The following is a 17,734-nucleotide window of genomic DNA, read 5'->3' as shown; positions in this document are numbered from 1 at the left end:
AAATCTTTTTCGAAAAGTTAGCGGCGCGATCCGGCTGCATGGATGGTTGCCGGACTGTTGCGCGCGCGCAACGGCCTGATCGCGCATCACCCTCTATTGAGAATTCGTTGCCGCGCTCTCGCCCGGCGACTTCAACCCGCCACGGCTGATGATGGCCATGGCCTTGCGGCAGAGATCGGCAAGACCGATCAGGAGTACGGCAAGCAGGAAGAACAGGTTGATGGAATCGGCGTCGGCAGCGGTCAGCGGCGAGATCTCGAAGACCGGCGGCATGAATGCCCACCAGACCAGTGGAACGGTGAGTAGAGCTGCGAAGATGGCCGCCGGCGCACCGGCAACGAGACCGAGCACGAACAGGCTGGGCAGGAACGTTGCGAAATAGAGTTCCGCGCCGAGCGCGACGCAGATAGCTTGAAGCGCAGCCGACACCGCGACCGCAATAAGTCCGAGCAGAAACGCCTGCCACGACCATGGCCGTACTCGCGGTACGCCAGCCAGTCCCGCACGCCTCATAGGGCCTCCCCCGCCGCCCTTAACCAGGCCGCTTGCGACCAAAGTACTACAGCTGCAGGGAATCTGCGAGGCGCAAATTGGGCGCCCAGGCCCGGTCATCCGAGGCTGGTAAACGGCTGGCTGCGTCACACAATCGTACCGCTACTCGGTCGTGGCATAGATCAGGCTCGCGACCGGCAGTGCAAGGCCAATGGCCGAGGCCAGCGTCCAGCCGCCTTGCGCGAAGGCCCAGGCGCCGACCGCGGATCCGGCCGCACCGGCGGCGAAGAACGTCGCCATATAGAGGCCGTTGAGGCGACTGCGGTGCTCGTGTCCGAGCACGAAGATGGCGCGGAAGCCGAGCACGACATTGCCCTGCACGCCGAAATCGATCGCGATCGCGGCGACAACCAAACAGGCGAGGTTGAGCATCGATCCGGCCGCGCCGACATGCGTGACGAGGAAGCCGAGGGCGACGAACAGCATCGCCGCAAGCGTGGCGATGCGGCTGTGGCCGTGATCGGCGAGCCTACCTGCGATCGGCGCCGCGAACACGCCTGACACGCCGGCGAGCGCAAACAGCGCGATGCCGCTCTGGGTGAAGCCGAATTGGCTGGCAAGCTGGAGCGGCACGACCGTCCAGAACAGGGCGAAGGCGCCAAACAGGCCCGCCTGGTAGAGCGCGCGGCGCCGCAGCAGCGGCATCGTCCGCACCAGATGCGGCATCGACAGCAGCAACGCTCCATAATGCATCCGCGCCACCGGCCTGCGCTGCGGCAGGGTGAGGCGCAGCACGACGATGAGCGCGATCATCAATGCCGCCGAGCAGAAGAACACCGCATGCCAGGACAGCGCCGCGGTGACGAAGCTCGAGGCCGGCCGCGCCAGCATGATGCCGAGCATCAATCCGGTCGAGACGTTGCCGACGACCCTGCCGCGAATGGCTTCCGGCGCCAGATGAGCGGCATAGGGAATGATGATCTGCACCGCGACCGAGCCGAGGCCGATGAACAGCGCCGCGATCAGGAACGGCAGCGCCTGGGTGGCAAAGCCGGCCGCCACCAGCGCCGCCGCACCGAGCGCGATGACGGTGCAGATCAAGGTGCGGTTCTCGACGAGATCACCAAGCGGCACGATAAACAGCAAGCCCGTGCCATAGCCGATCTGCGTCATGGTCACGATCAGGCCCGCCGCCGCATGCGACAGCCCGAGCGCGGCGCTGATCGGGGCGATCAGCGGCTGGGCATAATAGATATTGGCGGCGACCATGCCACAGGCCGCGGCAAGCACGAAGGTCAGTCGTTGTGACACCGCATCCGGCTCGGGCGCGGTCTCGATCGTGGCATTCATCGTCATTCCAAACTCTCCAGGACTTCCATAGACGATTCCATATAGGAAACGTTCATTTCCCAATGCGGCAACATCAGGCAAGCAACTTCAGCGCGACGCCTACCAGGCGCTCGCCGTCGAGCGGCAGGCGTGCCTTGCCGACCACGCGCAGCCCCTGCGTCATGCAGATCATCAGCCGCGCGGTATCGTCGGCGTCGACATGATCAGGGATCGAGCCGTCGGCCTGGCCCTCGCGAATGAGGCCGGCGATGAAGCTTTCGTTGGTCTTGAGCTGCGCCGTGACGCGCGCACGCATCACCGGATCGACCGCCGACAGCTCGACCGCGCTGCCGACCACGATGCAGCCGCGTCGCCCCTCTGCGCCTTGCGAGTGCTCGACATAGGAGTGCAGCACGTTGCGCACCCGCTCGCGGCCATTGGCGCCGCGCGCGGCCGCGCTGCGGGTCTGCTCGCTCCGTACCGCGACGTAGCGCTCGAAGGCGGCAAGGAAGACGGCATGCTTGTCGCGAAACGCCTTGTAGACGCTCCCGGTCGCCAGCCGCATGGCCGCCGTCAGCTCTCCAATCGAGGTCGCATGATAACCGCGCTCGCAAAACACCCTGATGGCGCCGTCCAGCGCGGTGTCCATGTCGAACTCCCGGGGCCGACCGGGGGGATGGGCTGATGGCTCGGATTTTCGGGCGACCTTTTGCATTACGGGATAATAGGGAATGATCGTTTCCAAATAAAGACAATTGGTCGTGATTGGTGGTCCCTGGCCTCGTAGGGTGGGCAAAGGCGCGAAGCGCCGTGCCCTCCATCTTTCGCGAATGCGGAGACGAAAGGTGGGCACGCTTTCGCTTTGCCCACCCTACGAGACTCGATGCTGCGCAACGACCCGGAATGACGAAGGCGAGAGGCGATCACCCCTTCGGCGTCACCGGCGTCCCGTCAGCCATGGTCGTCACGCCCTTCCGTTCCACGATCATCCCGTATGCCCGCGGCTGGCGGTGAACATCGAAATTGAAGGTGGTGCGCTTGTAGGAGTTGCAGAGATCGAGATCGCAGCGGGCGAGCGCGAGCTCGTCGCCCTTGGTAGTGCATCGCGCGATGATCTCGCCTGATGGCGCGATGATGCAGCTGCCGCCGATATGATCGACGCCCTCCTCAACGCCGGCCTTGGCGACGCCGACCACGAAGGTGCCGTTCTGGTAGGCGCCCGATTGCATCACCAGATGATTGTGGAACAGCGAGAGATCGTCGTGCTCCGGCGCCGGCGGATTGTGCACCGGCGTGTTGTAGCCGATCATCACCATCTCGACGCCCTGCAGGCCCATCACCCGGTAGGTCTCGCTCCAGCGACGATCGTTGCAGATCGCCATTCCCATCATACCGCCGAAGGCGGTGGTGACGCCGAAGCCGGAGCCGGGCTCGAAATAGCGCTTCTCCAGATGCTGAAACTTGCGCCAGGGCTCATGCTCTGCATGACCGGGCAGGTGCACCTTGCGGTACTTCGCAAGCGTCGCGCCGCTTTTGTCGACGAGGATCGACGTGTTGTAGCGATGGACGCGACCGGCCTCGACCGCGAGCTCCGCATAGCCGAGACAAAAGCCGATGCCGCTCTCGCGCGCGAGATCGAACAGCGCTTGCGTCTCCGGCCCCGGCATCTCGCGTTCAAAGAAGCTGTCGATCTCGGACTGATCCTCAAAATACCAGCGCGGAAAGAACGTGGTCAGCGCGAGCTCGGGAAAGACGATCAGATCGCAGCCATTGGCCTTGGCCTGGCGCATCAACGCCATCAGCCGCGCCACGACCTCGGTCCGAGTCTCGCGTCTCGCGATCGGACCAAGCTGGCCGGCTGCAACGGTCAAAAATCTCACCACGCGTTTGCCCTCATTCGCTCACCGGTTTTCCCGAGCCCCGCCGCAAATATCCGGTCGCGCATATCCAGCCGGGCATATCCGCCCGGGCGCATGCACATTCCGCGCCTGTTCGATCTGACGCCGCAAGGAATTTCGGCGCAATCAGGCATTCCAGCAACTTTCGTTGCCTATCTGCAACGGTTCCCAACGATCTAAGACCGGACAAAAGAAACGCCCATTGCGGCCACGAACCCTGCTCACAACGCCGTGAGACAAGTCAGGGGAACGACGATGCGTGCACAACGCGTTTGGAACGTGAATGGAGCCGCCAGCATCGGGCAGCTTCAATCCAAATTGGACGATCTGAACAAGCGGCTCAGCCAGCTCGAGAGCCAGCATCCCGAAAGCTGGAAGGTGGAAGAGCTGAAAGCGAGCGCGCTCAGCCTGTCCAGGGAGATCGACGACATCCGCTGCGCCGAGGCGACGGCGGCGTTGCGGGAATTGCTGCGGAAGTAACCGCCCCGGCGCGCAGGACAAATTCGGCCCAGCGCGCGGAACCAACGCTCCGCCCCGCCATTGGCATGGTGAAGCATGGAGCAAAATCATGTCCAGGCATCTGACGCGAGCCCATTTCGCGCGTGGCGTGGCCGGCGCGGTTTCCACGCTGGTGCTGTGCGCGACGGCGGCCTTCACCATCGCGCACCACTTCGCGCTGTGAGGATTTTTGCATGACGTCCGAACCTGAGGAGTCGGTGAGGCTGCAAGGTTTTGGCGAGATGACGCTGCGCACGGCGGTCGCAACCGTGATGCTGCTCGCGCCGCGCGAGCGCGCGGAGGCCGCGATCTTCCGCGTGCGCGACGGCGTGCGTCTGGCCTCAAGCGAGATCGCCGAGCTCGCGTCACAATGGGGCATCGCGCCGACGGCCCGGATCAGGTCGCCAGGACTCGTCCCCGAGCAGCACTGGTCCGACATCGTCCGCGGCATGGTGCGCGAGGCCCCGCTGCCATCACTGATGGTGGCATTTCTGCTGGGCATGCTGGTGGCGCGGCGGTGAGACCGTCCCCACCGCCGGTATAGTGCCCCGGCCTATTCGTGACGGTCCATCGCCGACTCCGTCCTGGTGTCCCGCATGGTCAGGTAGACCAGCAGCGACACCGCGATGCAGCCGGTCAGGTACCAGTAGAACCAGCTTTCGTGACCGATGGACTTGAACCACAGCGCAATGGATTCGGCGGTGCCGCCGAAGATCGAGACGGTGAGCGCATAGGGCACCCCAACCCCCGTCGCGCGGACGCTGGTCGGAAACAGCTCGGCCTTCACCACCGCGTTGATCGCGGTATAGCCCGACACGATCATCCAGGCGGCGGCGATCAGCAGGAAGGCCGAAAACCCATCGTGAACCGCCTGCAGCGTCGTCAACAGGGGAATCGTGAACAGCGTGCCTGATACGCCGAAGCCGATCAGCAGCCATTTGCGACCGATGCGGTCGGAGATCGCACCATAGACCGGTTGCAACACCATCGCGAAGACGAGGCTGCCCGCCGTCACCATGGTGGTCTGGTCGTCGGTCAGCTTCACCGAGAGGCGGAGAAACTTCTGCATATAGGTGGTGTAGGTGTAGAATGCCGCAGTGCCGCCCATCGTCAGCCCCACCACCAGCATCAGCTCGCGCGGATAGTTCAGCAGCGCGCGGATCGAGCCGGATTTCTTCACGGTGACCCGGCTGCTCTTGAAGGCATCGGTCTCGTGAAGGTTGCTCCGCATCAAGGCGGCGACGACCGCCAGCACGGCGCCGAATGCAAACGGCACACGCCAGCCCCAGGCACGGATCTCGTCGGTCGAGAGAAAGACCTTCTGCAGCAGAAGCAGCACGAGGATGGCGCAGAGCTGGCCGCCGATCAGGGTCACGTATTGAAAGCTGGAGTAGAAGCCGCGGTTCTTCTCGTCGGCGACCTCGCTGAGATAGGTGGCGCTGGTACCGTATTCGCCGCCCAGACTCAGCCCTTGCAGGATCCGTGCAAGGCCGAGGACGACGGGAGCGGCAAGACCAATCGAAGCGTAGGTCGGCGTCACCGCGATGACCAGCGAGCCGAAGCACATCATCACGACCGACAGCGTCAGTGCATTGCGCCGGCCATGGCGGTCGGCGAGATGGCCGAACAGCCAGCCGCCGAGCGGGCGCACCAGAAAGCCCGCCGCGAACAGCAGCGCCGCATTGAGCTGCTGCACCACCTCGTCGCCATCGGGGAAGAACGCCTTGGCGAAATAGAGCGAGAACGCCGCATAGGCATAGAAATCGTACCACTCGACGAGATTGCCGACCGAGCCGATGAAGATCGCGCGCAGCCGGCGCTTCATGTCAGCGGCCTTCGCGCGCGTCTCCGTGACGGGCGCACCCATGGTCTGGATCGAGGCTTCCTGTGAACTCACGACATTCCTCCGCAGATTTATTGGAAAACCGGATGGCTTCGTCGCTGCTTCAGCAACGGCCATGCCAATCGTGAGTGACATGCGGAAATGCGGAAAACTGCGGGAATTGCCTACATTTCCCGGGGAGGACGACCTCGCGGGGCACGAGCATCGGCAGGAATCCGCCGATGCGACAGCCGCCATCGGCGGATTTCCGCCGATGGCGTTACCGACTCAGGGCTCCTTGCGGCCGGGCCGCGCCAGCGCGTATTTCGCCATCTTCTCGTTCAGCGTCCGGCGCGGCACGCCAAGCTCCGCGGTGACGGCCGCAATCGACCAATCGTGCTCGCGCAAGGCGGCCTCGATCAGCGCGCGTTCATAGGACGCGACGCGATCGGCGAGCGTCCGCTGCGGCGCTCCCGGCTCGCCCCGCCGCAGTATCTCGGCAACGCTGCGGCCGGTCGCCGCGAGTCCCAGCGCATAGCGCTCGGCGACGTTCTTCAGCTCACGCACATTGCCGGGCCAGTCATGGGCGAGCAGCGCATCGAGATCGTCCGCCCGCAGCGGCGCCATGGTGCGGCCGGCGCCCTTGGCGGCCGCAGCGGCAAAATGCTCGAACAGCAGCAGGATGTCGTTGCCGCGCTCGCGCAGCGGCGGCAGGTGAATCTCCGCCGCGGCAAGGCGGAAATAGAGATCGGAGCGGAAACGTCCCTGACGGCTCTCGGAGGCAAGATCGCCCTTGGCCGCCGCGACGACGCGAACATCGACCGGCAGCAGCTTGTTGGAGCCGACCCGCTCGATGGTGCGCTCCTGGAGCGCGCGCAGGATCTTGGCCTGGAACGGCAGCGGCATGCTCTCGATCTCGTCGAGCAACAGCGTGCCGCCATTGGCGTGCTCGAATTTTCCGACGCGGGCGCCACGCGCACCGGTGAAGGCCCCGGCCTCGTGACCGAACAATTCGCTTTCGAACAGCTCGGCCGGAATCGCGGCGCAGTTCACGGCGACGAACGGCCGCTTCGCGCGCGCTCCGAAATCGTGCAGGGCCCGTGCCACCACCTCCTTGCCGGTGCCGGTCTCGCCGGTGACGATGACGTCGCGATCGTGACCGGCGAGCTCGAGCACGCTGGCCCGCACCGCTTCCATCGGCCGCGACAGGCCGATCAGGCGCGCATCGATCGCGCCGGGCGCGGCCAGCCGATCGGACAGCTGGCGGAGCTGCAATTTGAGTTGCCGCCGCTCGACCGCACGGGCGATGACCGCCGACAGCAGCTCGGGGTCGTGAGGCTTCTGCAGGAGATCGTAGGCGCCCTCGCGCATGGCGGCCACCGCCAGCGGCACGTCGCCATGCGCAGTCAGGAGCACCACGGGAATGTCGGGATCGACGCGGTGAATGTCGCGCATCAAGTCGAGCCCGGATCGTTGCGGCATGCGAAAATCGGTCAGGACGGCGTCGGGCGGAACGTCTTTCACCAAGCGCATGGCCTCGTCGGCGCCGGCGGCAGCGCGAACCGTGAAGCCGCCGAGCTCCAGCCATTGCCGCACCGAATTGCGGACGATCTCCTCGTCGTCGACGACGAGCACGGTGCCACTCATGCCTGCAATTCCCGATGTTGCGAGGCCGGCGCGACATCCATCAGCGGAATGACGACCCTGAAAGTCGACCCCCTGCCCGGCACGCTGTCCACCAAGATGTCGCCCCCGGACTCCCTGACGATTCCGTACGAGATCGAAAGCCCGAGGCCAAGTCCCTCGCCAACCTCCTTGGTGGTGAAGAACGGATCGAACAGCGATTTGACGTGTTCGGCCGCGATGCCGGCCCCGGTGTCGGTGACCTCGATCACGGCGTTGGCGGCTTCGCTGCCGAGCGCCACCTTAAGCAAGCGCCGCTCGGACTCGCGCATCGCATCGATTGCATTCGACAACAGATTGACCACGACTTGCTCGAGCCGAATCGGATTGGCAAAGCTGTAAAGCGGCTCGGCGGGCGCGATGCGCACCACCTCGATATGCTCGTGTTCGATGCGGTATTGCAGCAGGCGGACCGCGTCGTCGATGACGGGCGCGAGCGCGACGGCGCTGCGCGAGCCGGTTTCCTTGCGCGCGAACATCCGTAAGTGGTCGATCAGCGCCATCATGCGCTCGGCGATCGACGACATCAGGTCGAGGTTCTCAGCCGCGCGATCGACTTCGTTGCGGCGGAGCAGGACGCGGCTGCTGGCGACATAGGTGATCAGCGCGGCCAGCGGTTGGTTGATCTCGTGCGCGACGCCGGCCAGTGCCTGACCGAGGCTGGCGAGCTTGGCGCTCTGGACCAGGCTCTCGAGGGTCCGGCGCAGCTCTTCCGTACGCTCGGCCACCCGACGCTCGAGAACGTCATGCGCCTCGAGCTTGGCCCTGACGACCTGACGCCGCTGATAGGCCACCAGCACCACCAGCAGCAAGGCGATGAGAGCGAACATTCCGGCGATCGCGACGGTCGCCGCGTTGCGCCGTGCATCCACGACGTCGGAGAACAACAGCAGCTTCCAGCCCTGATCGAGCGGGCGGATCTGAAGCGCGTACTCCCCGAGCTCGGTATTGCCGCGGCCGCGCGCGTGACCGATCTCGATGCCCCGGCGGCTGCTCTTGGGCACGAAGATCGCCGCGGCGTCGATGGCCTGGCCGAATTGCTGCACGGCATTCAGCTCTGCGAGGCGTCCGGCGGGAACCGGCAGCAGAGGGCGATACTTCCAGTCCGCGCGGCTGGCGAGAAAGACCACGCCGTTCTCGTCTTCCATCGCCACGAGATCGCCCGCCCGCGCCCAATCGGCCTCGAGCGCAGAGAGATCGATCTTGACCACGGCGACGCCGAGGGTTTTGCCGCCCTCCGTGATCCGATGCGACAGGAAATAGCCGGGCTGCCCTGTCGTGGCACCAACGGCGTAATAATGGCCTTCGCCGGAGCGCATGGCATCGACGAAATAGGGACGGAACGCGTAATTATATCCGACGAAACTCGACTCCTGATCGAAATTGCTCGCCGCCAGCGCAACGCCGGTGCTGTCGAGCACGTACAGCTCCGCGGATCGCGCACCCTGGTTGAGGGATTTCAGGTAGTGATTGGCGGCAGCGATCGCCGCTGCATCCTGCGGATCGCGGTAGAGCTCGCGAATGGGATCGGCGAGCGCCAACACCGCCGGCAGGTAGCGATAGCGCGCGACGGTCGCATCGAAAGTGCTGGCGATCAGCGCGAGCCGGTCATTGCCCTCCCGCTGCATCCGCGCAAAGCCGGCATCGAGCGCCAGCACGTAAGCCAGCCAGCCCGCCGCCGCGATCGCCGCGAGCGCAAATGCTGCGATCAGCGCGTGCCGCAGCGGGGCTGGACGAGGAGGTTGCAATCGAGGCTCCGGATCGAGGCGATATCGCTAGGTACCACATCGCCGACGGCGTTGGCGGAACGTCCGGCCGGCCGCTCGGGGGACGCGACGTCGGCCGAGCCATTAGCCATGCCCGCGGAACAGGTCAGCCTGCGAAGGGCAAATCGGTCGTGGACCCGCCTTCAAAATCGTTGCAAAAAGGGCCCTGGAGGCGCTGGCGGCCGGTCCGCCAAGCCTTTGGAAAACGCCAACTTTTGGAAGAATGGTCGGAGTGGCAGGATTCGAACCTGCGACCCCTGCGTCCCGAACGCAGTGCTCTACCGGGCTGAGCCACACTCCGACAAGAGGCCGGCTTATAGCGTCGGGTTTGGCGCACCGCAAGCGGCCGATAAGAGGAATTTTGTCCCTGTGAAAACGGGTCTTGAAACGCTGATTTTGCCGGCCGGCGAGGCCGGTGCACAAGCCGCCGCCCGGACCCTCGCCGCCGGCGGGCTGGTCGCGTTTCCGACCGAGACGGTCTATGGGCTCGGCGCCGACGCCGCCAATGCCACAGCGGTCGCTCACATCTACAGCGCCAAGGGCCGGCCGGCGTTCAATCCGTTGATCGCCCATGTCCCCGACCTCGCGGCGGCACGGCGGATCGGCCGGTTCGATGCGCGCGCGATCAGGCTTGCGGAGGCGTTCTGGCCGGGACCGCTGACGCTGGTGGTGCCGAAGACGGAGCACTGCCCCGTTGCCGATCTGGCCACCGCCGGCCTCGACACCGTCGCGATCCGCATTCCCGCGCACCCCGTAGCGGAGGCGATCCTGCGCGCCTTTGGCGGGGCGGTGGTGGCACCGTCCGCAAATATCTCCGGCCACGTCTCGCCGACGCTGGCGGCCCATGTCGAGAGCGATCTTGCGGGACGGATCGACCTGATCATCGACGGCGGACCTGTTGCGGTCGGCGTCGAATCGACGATTGTTGGCTGCTTTGAGGCGCCGATGCTGCTCCGCCCCGGTGGACTCTCGCGCGAGAGGATCGAGGCCGTGCTCGGTGCGCCGCTGACGCGGCCGCCTGTCGAGGCCGACGACGACAGCCAGCCGCTGGCGCCGGGCATGCTGGCCTCGCATTACGCGCCGCGCGCGACCGTGCGGCTTCACGCACAGGACATTGCGCCCGGCGAGGCGCTGCTGGCATTTGGCCCTGCGCGCCTGCCCGGCCAGGACGCCGCTGCCGCCATCATGAATTTGTCGTCCACTGCTGATCTCGATGAAGCCGCGGCCAATCTGTTCGGCTATCTTCGCAGCCTCGATGCGAAGGCACCCAAGGCGATTGCCGTGATGACGATTCCGGAAGAAGGCCTGGGCGAAGCGATCAATGACCGGCTGCGGCGCGCGGCAGTTGCGCGGTAAGTGTGGAAGAAGAGACGAGACCATGAATATCAATCAATCCGCCACCCCGCCGCTCGCGCCCGAGCTGGTCGACCAATTTCGCAAGATCGTCGGCGATCGTCATGCCATCACCGATCCCAGTGATATCGAGGCCTACGTCACCGAGGAGCGCAACCTCTTCCACGGCCGCTCGCCGCTGGTGCTGCGCCCGGGCTCGACGGCGGAAGTGTCCGCGATCTGCAAGCTCGCCTCCGAGCACAGAATCGCGCTGGTGCCGCAGGGCGGCAATACCGGGCTGGTCGGCGGGCAGACGCCGCACAACGGCGAGGTCGTGGTGTCGCTGCGGCGGCTGGACAAGATCCGCGAGGTCGACACCGCCTCCAACACCATGACATGTGAGGCCGGCGTGATCTTGCAGATCGCGCAAGCGAAGGCCGCCGACGTCGACCGCCTGTTTCCGCTGTCGCTGGGCGCGGAAGGCAGCTGCACCATCGGCGGCAACCTCTCGACCAATGCCGGCGGTACCGCCGCGCTCGCCTATGGCGTCGCGCGCGAGATGGCGCTGGGGCTTGAGGTCGTGCTCGCCGACGGGCGCGTGCTCAACGTGCTGTCGAAGCTGAAGAAGGACAATACCGGCTACAATCTGCACAATCTCTTCATCGGCGCGGAAGGCACGCTCGGCATCATCACCGCGGCGACGCTCAAACTGTTTCCGAAGCCGCGGGCGATCGAGACCGCCTATGTGGGGCTGAAATCGCCGGCGGCCGCGCTCAAGCTTTTGACCATCGCGCAGAGCGAGGCCGCGAATGCGCTGACGAGCTTTGAGCTGCTGTCGGAGATGGCGGTCGATTTCTCGGTCCGCCACGGCATCGACGTGCGCGATCCGCTCGCAGAGAAGCACCCCTGGTACGTGCTGATGGAATTGTCCACAGCCAGCGACGACGCCCGCACGCCGCTGGAGACGATTCTTGGCCGCGCCATGGAAGAGGAGATCGTCGACGACGCCGTGATCGCGGCCAACCTGACCCAACGCAACGCCTTCTGGAAACTGCGCGAGGAGATGTCGGCGGCACAAAAACCGGAGGGCGGCTCGATCAAGCACGACATCTCCGTTCCCGTCGCCGCGGTGCCTGATTTCATCGAGGAAGCCAATGCCGCGGTGATCAAGCTGATCCCCGGCGCGCGGCCGGTGCCGTTCGGCCATCTCGGCGACGGCAATCTGCATTACAATGTCAGCGAGCCCATCGGCGCCAACACCGCTGACTTTCTCGCCCGCTGGCATGAGATGAACGCCGTGGTGTTCGAGATCGTGCTGCGCATGGGCGGCTCGATCTCGGCCGAGCACGGCATCGGCGTGCTCAAGCGTGACGAGCTGCCCGAGGTGAAAGACAAGACCGCGATCGAGCTGATGAGGTCGATCAAGGCGATGCTCGATCCGCTGGGAATCATGAATCCGGGGAAGGTGCTGTAGGCATGTCCGCTCTCAAGATCGATCCGATCGACGATACCGAAGTCGAGCAGGTGGTGGCGCTGTGGCAGCGCTGCGGCCTGACGCGCCCCTGGAACGATCCGCACGCCGATATCGCGCTGGCGCGGCGGCGAGAAAACTCGACGGTGCTCGTTGGCCGCGATGCCGACGCGATCGTGGCGACCGTCATGGTCGGCCATGACGGCCATCGCGGCTGGGTCTATTACGTCGCGGTCGACCCCGATGGCCGCAAGCGCGGCTATGGCCGCGCCATCATGACGGCGGCCGAGGACTGGTTGCGCGCGTCCGGCATCGCAAAGCTCCAGCTCCTGGTCCGCCGCGAGAATGCGCAGGCCAATGCCTTCTACCAGTCGCTCCGTTTTGAGGAATCGACCTCCGTGATGTTCCAGAAGTGGCTCGACGGCCGCGAACACTGAAAGACAATCATGACCATTTCCGACCGCGTCCGCATCAAGGACGTCCGCGTGCTCTCGGACGGCTGGACCACGCTGAAGAGCACCACGTTCGACTACCGGCGCGCCAATGGCGAATGGCAGACACAGAAGCGCGAGACCTATGAGCGCGACAACGCCGCCGCCATCCTGCCGTATAATCGCGCCCAGCGCAGCGTGATCCTGGTGAAGCAGTTCCGCCTGCCGGCCTTCATCCGCGGTTACGACGATCTGCTGATCGAAGCGGCCGCCGGCGTGCTCGACAATGCCGAGCCCGAAGCCCGCATCCGCGCCGAGGCCGAGGAAGAAACCGGCTATCGCCTGCACCATGTGCACAAGGTGTTTGAAGCCTTCATGAGCCCTGGTGCCATCACCGAGAAGCTGCATTTCTTCGTCGCCGAGTACGAGCCGCATATGCGGGTCAGCGACGGCGGCGGCCTCGAGCATGAGGGCGAGGACATCGAGGTGCTGGAGCTCGGCATCGATGAGGCCCTGGCGATGATCGCGGACGGCAGGATCATCGACGGCAAGGCGATCATGCTGCTGCAATACGCGGCACTGCATATTTTTCGGTAGGTGCGCTATTCACCTCGCCCCGCTTGAGCAACCCGAAAACTACCTCTAGTCTGGCGCTAACCAAGAACCAGGAGACGCGCCCATGTCCGCTCCGCGCGACGATGAATTCGGCTTTGCGCCCGATTACGATTCCCCGGTCCCCTATATGCAGCGGACGCGGGATTATTACAGCGCGATCGGCTACGCCACGCCATATCGCTGGGCGCATTACACCACAGCGCCGTTCCAGAAGCTGAAGAAGCCGCTGGCGCAGTCTCGCGTCACCATCATCACCACGGCGGCGCCCTATGATCCCGGCAAAGGCGACCAGGGGCCCGGCGCGGCGTACAATGGCAGCGCGAAGTTTTACCAGGTCTATGACGGTGACACGTCGAAGCAGCACGACCTGCGCATCTCCCATATCGGCTACGACCGCAAGCACACCACGGCGACAGATAACGGCACCTGGTTTCCACTGCCGCAACTGTTGAAGGCGAAAGCCGCCGGCCGCATCGGCGAGGTGAGCCCGCGCTTTTTCGGCGCGCCGACCAATCGCAGCCATCGCGTCACGCTCGACACCGACGCGCCGGAGATCCTGGCGCGCTGCCTCACTGATGCGGTCGACGTCGCGGTGCTGGTGCCGAACTGCCCGGTCTGCCACCAGACCACCGCGCTGGTGGCGCGGCATCTCGAGGCCAATGGCATTGCGACCGTGATCATGGGCTGTGCCAAGGACATCATCGAGCACGCGGCCGTGCCGCGCTTTCTGTTCAGCGACTTCCCGCTCGGCAACTCCGCCGGCAAGCCGCATGACATCGCCTCGCAGGCACAGACGCTGGAGCTGGCGCTCACGCTGCTGGAGACCGCGAGCGGGCCGCAGACCACGATGCAGTCGCCGCTGCGCTGGAGCGAGGACGCCTCCTGGAAGCTCGACTACAACAACGTCGCGCAGCTGTCGCCGGAGGAGCTGGCGCGCCGCCGCGCCGAATTCGACAAGCAGAAGGAGATCGCGCGCGGCAACCGCGCCGCCTGACGTCTTCCTTAACAATAACCGTCGGGAGAGAGACGTGACGCGACCGTTCGAGGGCGTGAAGATCCTGGATTTCACGCAAGTGCTGGCCGGGCCCTATGCGAGCTACCAGCTCGCGCTGCTGGGCGCCGACGTCATCAAGGTCGAGCGGCGCGAGGGCGAGGATATGCGCCGCACGCCGCTGTCCCGCGAATGGGCCGAGCGCGGACTGGCCCCGGCGTTCCAGGCCATCAACGGCAACAAGCGCAGCCTGACGCTCGACTTGCAAAAGCCTGACGCGATCGCGATCGTGAAGAAGCTTGCCGCCACGGTCGACGTCGTCATGGAAAACTTCCGCCCGGGCGTGATGGACAAGCTCGGCATCGGCTACGAGGCGCTGTCGGCGATCAATCCAAAACTGATCTATTGCGCGGTGTCGGGCTTCGGCCAGACCGGCCCGGATCGTCTGCGGCCCGGCTATGACGGCAAGATGCAGGCGCTGTCGGGCATCATGGCGATCACGGGTCACCCCTCGACGGGCCCGACGCGCGCCGGCTTTGCGGTGTGCGACGTGCTCTCGGGCGCAACGGCCGCATTTGCCGTGTCGAGCGCGCTGTACCAACGCGACCGCACCGGCAAGGGCCAGCTCGTCGACGTCTCCATGCTGGAGGCGACGCTGGCATTTCTTTCGGGGCAAATCGCGGACTGGTCGGTCGCCGGCCATCGCCAGCGGCTTTCCGGCAACCAGGCCGTCAGCCGCAAGACCACCGCGAACCTGTTCAAGGCGGGCGACGGCTACATCCTGCTCGCGGTCAACAATGAGAAGCAGTACCGCGCGCTGATGACCACGCTCGGCCGCGAGGATACGCTGAGCGATCCGCGCTTTGCCGACTGGTTTTCCCGCAACGAGAACGAACCGGCACTGCGGGCCATCATCGAAGAGGCGCTGGCGGCAAAACCCGCGCGCGAATGGGAGACGATCCTCGAGGATGCCGGCGCACCCTGCGCCAGCATCTGGAAGATCGAGGAGGTGATCGACCACCCGCAGATCAGGGCGCGCGGCGCGATCCAGGAGCTGGACACGCCCTATGGCCGCCTGCGCTTTGCCGGCAGCGGCTTCCAGCTCGCCCATGGCGGCGGCCGGCTCGACCGGATGGCGCCGGAGCTCGGCGCGGATACGGATGCGGTGCTGGGCGAGCTCGGATTTGACGCGGCGGAGATCGCAGCGCTCAGGGCGCGGGAGATCGTGTAGAACTCCGCTGCCGTAGGGTGGGCAAAGGCGCCCTTGCGCCGTGCCCACGATCCCTCTCGATCACGAAAACGCGTGGGCACGCTTGCGCTTTGCCCACCCTACTGCATCGAGATCGACCGCACGCGCCTGCGAACCAAGTTAGATCGCCTTCGCCGCGATCTTGGCGGCGGCGAGAATCTCGCGCCTGACGGCATCGTCCTTCACCGCGCGGGCCATGTCGGCCGCGCCCGTCAGGATCGCCAGCAGTGCCAGCGCGCGCTGCCGCGCATGCGTACCGCGAAAACCCTGCGCGACGAGGTCCGCGAGACGCTCCAGCTCACCTTGGTAGACAGCGCGCGTGGCCGCGTCCGCGCGCGCGACGTCCGAGGAGAAGCTCGGCAGCGCGCAGGCTTCATCGAGACCGACCTCCATCCGCTCACCCAGATAGAAATCGATGAAAGGATCGCGCCAGCCGCTGCCATATTGCGCCTGAAACTGGGCGATGCCGCCGCGCAGGAAGGCGAGCCCGTCCGCGACCGCGAGCCGGAACGCATCCGCCTTGGACTCGAAATGGGCGTAGAACGCCCCCGACGTGAGGCCCGCGCCCTTTGCGAGCGCGTCCACGCCGGCGCCGCCGAATCCACCGGTGCGGAAGCCGCGCCCGACCGCGTCCGCCAGCCGCGTGCGTGCGTCTCCATCGCTCTTCTTCGGTCGTGCCATCGCCGCCACCTCTCAATAGCGATCGTTATATGAGGCTTGACGAGATAACGATCGTTATGTTTTATATAACGACCGTTATATGACGGTTCAAAGGGAGACCTCTCTATGCCTATCCAGATCATCGTTCCCGAAGGCGCGCTGACGCCATCAGGGGAAGCCGAGGCGTTCGGCAAGCTGACCGAACTGCTGCTGCGCCTGCACGGCCTCACCGGCAACCGCTTCATGACGCCGAACGTCATCGGCGAGGTGACCGTGGTGCCGAAGCGGCGCACCTATTCCGGCGGCAAGCCCGCGGACATCGCCGTGTTCGAGCTCAAGGTGCCGTCCTTCGTGCTGCCGACGCAGGAGCTGAAGGACGCCTGGATCTCCGAAGGAACTGCCATCATCGAGAAGGCGGCCGAGGGACGCATCAAGCGCGAGCATATTTTCGCAAATGTCAGCTACGCCGTGGACGGCGGCTGGGGCATCGGCGGCGAGGCGTTCAGCAACGCCGCGCTCGGATCGGCCGTCGCTGCGGCTTGAAGCGATCAAGTCGAGATCTCGCAGGGTGGGCAAAGCGACTTGTCCGCCCTAGCTCGAAGAGCGTAGGCGGAAGCGTGCCCACCATCGCGCAATGAATCGAGAGAGGGTGGGCACGGCGCGTTGCGCCCTTTGCCCACCCTGCGGCACCGGTGATCAGAACAACGAGCCCTGCCCGTCATCTGATGACGCAGCAGCGACCTTCCTCACGACCTTCTTCGGCTTCGCCGCCTCCGCTTCTGCCGCCATCTCCTCCGCGCTGATCGGCAACAGCAGCTGCTCGTCGTCATTGGCAACGCGGTTGACGCGGCTGGAGACCGGGTGCCAGGCGAATTCGCCGACGCGGGGCGCCGTCATCAGCGGCAGGATCGCATCGATCTCGTCACCGCGGCAATCGAGCCAGCGCTCGAAATCGCGCGGGCTGATGGTGACGGGCACGCGATCATGCAGCGCGGCCAAATCTTCGCCGGCGGCGGCCGTCACGATCGCGACCGTGTCGAGCTCCTCGCCGTTCGGCCCGATCCAGGTTTCGAACACGGCGGCGAAACCCAGCGGGGCACCGTCGGCGTGATGGATGAAAAACGGCTGCTTGCGGCCGCCCTCCGCTTTCCATTCGTAATAGCCGTCAGCCGGAATCAGGCCGCGCCGCCGGCGAATCGCCTTTTTGAACGCGGGCTTTTCCAGCACCGTCTCCGAGCGGGCGTTGATCAGGAGCGTAAAGCCCTTGGGATCCTTGACCCAGCCCGGCAGCAGGCCCCAACGCATCAGGCGGAAATGGCGTGCGCCATTCTCGACCAGGACGACCGGAACAGGTTGCGTCGGGGCGACATTGTACCGGGGCGGGAAATTCGGCTGCTCGATATAGCCAAACAGTTGCCGTAAGGCCGCGGGGGCCGAAGTTATGACAAAGCGTCCACACATCCTTGCGCCAATATAGGGTCCGTTGAGGTCCTTTTA

The 17,734-nt window shown here is 65.4% G+C and carries 18 protein-coding genes and 1 tRNA gene; 9 read left to right on the top strand and 10 right to left on the bottom strand.

Going from position 1 to position 17,734, the window contains the following annotated elements; translation table 11 throughout:
• Positions 1-93 precede the first annotated feature (93 nt).
• The 4 genes from XH98_RS39585 to XH98_RS39570 form a co-directional block, all read right to left on the bottom strand.
• Complete coding sequence (locus tag XH98_RS39585) at positions 94-513, bottom strand: DUF4118 domain-containing protein (protein WP_271597143.1); 420 nt, start codon at positions 511-513, stop codon at positions 94-96.
• A 141-nt stretch (positions 514-654) separates the two neighbouring features.
• Complete coding sequence (locus XH98_RS39580) at positions 655-1,848, bottom strand: MFS transporter (RefSeq protein WP_271597142.1); 1,194 nt, start codon at positions 1,846-1,848, stop codon at positions 655-657.
• Positions 1,849-1,915: 67 nt separating this feature from the next.
• Entirely contained in the window at positions 1,916-2,470 is a 555-nt protein-coding gene (locus XH98_RS39575) for a TetR/AcrR family transcriptional regulator (RefSeq protein ID WP_271597141.1), read from the bottom strand.
• 274 nt (positions 2,471-2,744) lie between these two features.
• Positions 2,745-3,704 (bottom strand): N-carbamoyl-D-amino-acid hydrolase, encoded by a 960-nt coding sequence (locus XH98_RS39570; RefSeq protein ID WP_271621806.1) that lies wholly within the window; start codon positions 3,702-3,704, stop codon positions 2,745-2,747.
• Between the two features lie 270 nt (positions 3,705-3,974).
• Here XH98_RS39570 and XH98_RS39565 point away from each other — a divergent pair, with 270 nt between their 5' ends.
• Positions 3,975-4,199, top strand: a complete 225-nt coding sequence (locus XH98_RS39565) for a hypothetical protein (protein ID WP_220000572.1) — start codon at positions 3,975-3,977, stop codon at positions 4,197-4,199.
• A 212-nt stretch (positions 4,200-4,411) separates the two neighbouring features.
• Positions 4,412-4,738 carry a hypothetical protein gene (locus XH98_RS39560; RefSeq protein WP_271597139.1) on the top strand — a complete coding sequence of 109 codons (327 nt, stop codon included), beginning with the start codon at positions 4,412-4,414 and terminating at the stop codon, positions 4,736-4,738.
• 32 nt (positions 4,739-4,770) lie between these two features.
• Here XH98_RS39560 and XH98_RS39555 read toward each other — a convergent pair whose 3' ends face one another.
• The 4 genes from XH98_RS39555 to XH98_RS39540 form a co-directional block, all read right to left on the bottom strand.
• The gene (locus XH98_RS39555; RefSeq protein ID WP_271621952.1) at positions 4,771-6,084 is read right to left on the bottom strand and encodes an MFS transporter; all 1,314 of its coding nucleotides are present in this window, start codon (positions 6,082-6,084) and stop codon (positions 4,771-4,773) included.
• 243 nt (positions 6,085-6,327) lie between these two features.
• Positions 6,328-7,686 (bottom strand): sigma-54-dependent transcriptional regulator, encoded by a 1,359-nt coding sequence (locus XH98_RS39550; protein WP_271621805.1) that lies wholly within the window; start codon positions 7,684-7,686, stop codon positions 6,328-6,330.
• Positions 7,683-9,470 (bottom strand): sensor histidine kinase, encoded by a 1,788-nt coding sequence (locus XH98_RS39545; protein ID WP_271621804.1) that lies wholly within the window; start codon positions 9,468-9,470, stop codon positions 7,683-7,685. Before XH98_RS39545 ends, XH98_RS39550 begins: the two co-directional genes overlap by 4 nt.
• A gap of 242 nt (positions 9,471-9,712) precedes the next feature.
• Positions 9,713-9,789 (bottom strand) — tRNA-Pro (locus XH98_RS39540).
• 68 nt (positions 9,790-9,857) lie between these two features.
• Between XH98_RS39540 and XH98_RS39535 the strand changes: the two genes are divergently transcribed.
• The 6 genes from XH98_RS39535 (at position 9,858) to XH98_RS39510 (ending at position 15,559) form a co-directional block, all read left to right on the top strand.
• Complete coding sequence (locus tag XH98_RS39535; protein WP_271621803.1) at positions 9,858-10,844, top strand: L-threonylcarbamoyladenylate synthase; 987 nt, start codon at positions 9,858-9,860, stop codon at positions 10,842-10,844.
• Positions 10,845-10,866: 22 nt separating this feature from the next.
• Positions 10,867-12,294, top strand: coding sequence for an FAD-binding oxidoreductase (locus XH98_RS39530; protein ID WP_271597135.1), 1,428 nt, complete (start codon positions 10,867-10,869; stop codon positions 12,292-12,294).
• A gap of 2 nt (positions 12,295-12,296) precedes the next feature.
• Positions 12,297-12,728, top strand: coding sequence for a GNAT family acetyltransferase (locus XH98_RS39525; RefSeq protein WP_271621802.1), 432 nt, complete (start codon positions 12,297-12,299; stop codon positions 12,726-12,728).
• 9 nt (positions 12,729-12,737) lie between these two features.
• A complete protein-coding gene (locus tag XH98_RS39520) occupies positions 12,738-13,319 on the top strand; it encodes a GDP-mannose pyrophosphatase (RefSeq protein ID WP_271621801.1) in 582 nt (193 codons plus the stop codon).
• An 82-nt stretch (positions 13,320-13,401) separates the two neighbouring features.
• Complete coding sequence (locus XH98_RS39515) at positions 13,402-14,331, top strand: glycine reductase (protein ID WP_271621800.1); 930 nt, start codon at positions 13,402-13,404, stop codon at positions 14,329-14,331.
• 34 nt (positions 14,332-14,365) lie between these two features.
• Positions 14,366-15,559 (top strand): CaiB/BaiF CoA transferase family protein, encoded by a 1,194-nt coding sequence (locus tag XH98_RS39510; protein ID WP_271621799.1) that lies wholly within the window; start codon positions 14,366-14,368, stop codon positions 15,557-15,559.
• A 138-nt stretch (positions 15,560-15,697) separates the two neighbouring features.
• Here the strand turns inward: XH98_RS39510 and XH98_RS39505 are convergent, their stop codons facing one another.
• Entirely contained in the window at positions 15,698-16,258 is a 561-nt protein-coding gene (locus tag XH98_RS39505) for a TetR family transcriptional regulator (protein WP_271621798.1), read from the bottom strand.
• A 105-nt stretch (positions 16,259-16,363) separates the two neighbouring features.
• On the opposite strand from XH98_RS39505, the gene XH98_RS39500 reads away from it, so the two are divergent.
• On the top strand, positions 16,364-16,780 hold the full coding sequence (locus XH98_RS39500; RefSeq protein WP_128962227.1) for a Tautomerase enzyme: 417 nt from the start codon (positions 16,364-16,366) through the stop codon (positions 16,778-16,780).
• 153 nt (positions 16,781-16,933) lie between these two features.
• Here the strand turns inward: XH98_RS39500 and XH98_RS39495 are convergent, their stop codons facing one another.
• Positions 16,934-17,698, bottom strand: coding sequence for an SOS response-associated peptidase (locus XH98_RS39495; protein WP_271621797.1), 765 nt, complete (start codon positions 17,696-17,698; stop codon positions 16,934-16,936).
• Positions 17,699-17,734: the final 36 nt, after the last annotated feature.

The sequence above is a fragment of the Bradyrhizobium sp. CCBAU 51745 genome, assembly GCF_028128715.1.
In the GTDB taxonomy this organism is placed as follows: domain Bacteria; phylum Pseudomonadota; class Alphaproteobacteria; order Rhizobiales; family Xanthobacteraceae; genus Bradyrhizobium; species Bradyrhizobium manausense.
The sequence above is the reverse complement of the archived record's forward strand: the minus strand, read 5'-3'. Positions and strand labels throughout refer to the sequence as shown.

What these genes read in the sequence shown, in the direction of transcription:
- XH98_RS39585 (WP_271597143.1), bottom strand. Translation starts at nt 513, where the DNA reads ATGAGGCGTGCGGGACTGGCTGGCGTACCGCGAGTACGGCCATGGTCG.
- XH98_RS39580 (WP_271597142.1), bottom strand. Translation starts at nt 1,848, where the DNA reads ATGACGATGAATGCCACGATCGAGACCGCGCCCGAGCCGGATGCGGTG.
- XH98_RS39575 (WP_271597141.1), bottom strand. Translation starts at nt 2,470, where the DNA reads ATGGACACCGCGCTGGACGGCGCCATCAGGGTGTTTTGCGAGCGCGGT.
- XH98_RS39565 (WP_220000572.1), top strand. Translation starts at nt 3,975, where the DNA reads ATGCGTGCACAACGCGTTTGGAACGTGAATGGAGCCGCCAGCATCGGG.
- XH98_RS39560 (WP_271597139.1), top strand. Translation starts at nt 4,412, where the DNA reads ATGACGTCCGAACCTGAGGAGTCGGTGAGGCTGCAAGGTTTTGGCGAG.
- XH98_RS39555 (WP_271621952.1), bottom strand. Translation starts at nt 6,084, where the DNA reads ATGGGTGCGCCCGTCACGGAGACGCGCGCGAAGGCCGCTGACATGAAG.
- XH98_RS39550 (WP_271621805.1), bottom strand. Translation starts at nt 7,686, where the DNA reads ATGAGTGGCACCGTGCTCGTCGTCGACGACGAGGAGATCGTCCGCAAT.
- XH98_RS39530 (WP_271597135.1), top strand. Translation starts at nt 10,867, where the DNA reads ATGAATATCAATCAATCCGCCACCCCGCCGCTCGCGCCCGAGCTGGTC.
- XH98_RS39525 (WP_271621802.1), top strand. Translation starts at nt 12,297, where the DNA reads ATGTCCGCTCTCAAGATCGATCCGATCGACGATACCGAAGTCGAGCAG.
- XH98_RS39520 (WP_271621801.1), top strand. Translation starts at nt 12,738, where the DNA reads ATGACCATTTCCGACCGCGTCCGCATCAAGGACGTCCGCGTGCTCTCG.
- XH98_RS39515 (WP_271621800.1), top strand. Translation starts at nt 13,402, where the DNA reads ATGTCCGCTCCGCGCGACGATGAATTCGGCTTTGCGCCCGATTACGAT.
- XH98_RS39505 (WP_271621798.1), bottom strand. Translation starts at nt 16,258, where the DNA reads ATGGCACGACCGAAGAAGAGCGATGGAGACGCACGCACGCGGCTGGCG.
- XH98_RS39500 (WP_128962227.1), top strand. Translation starts at nt 16,364, where the DNA reads ATGCCTATCCAGATCATCGTTCCCGAAGGCGCGCTGACGCCATCAGGG.
- XH98_RS39495 (WP_271621797.1), bottom strand. Translation starts at nt 17,698, where the DNA reads ATGTGTGGACGCTTTGTCATAACTTCGGCCCCCGCGGCCTTACGGCAA.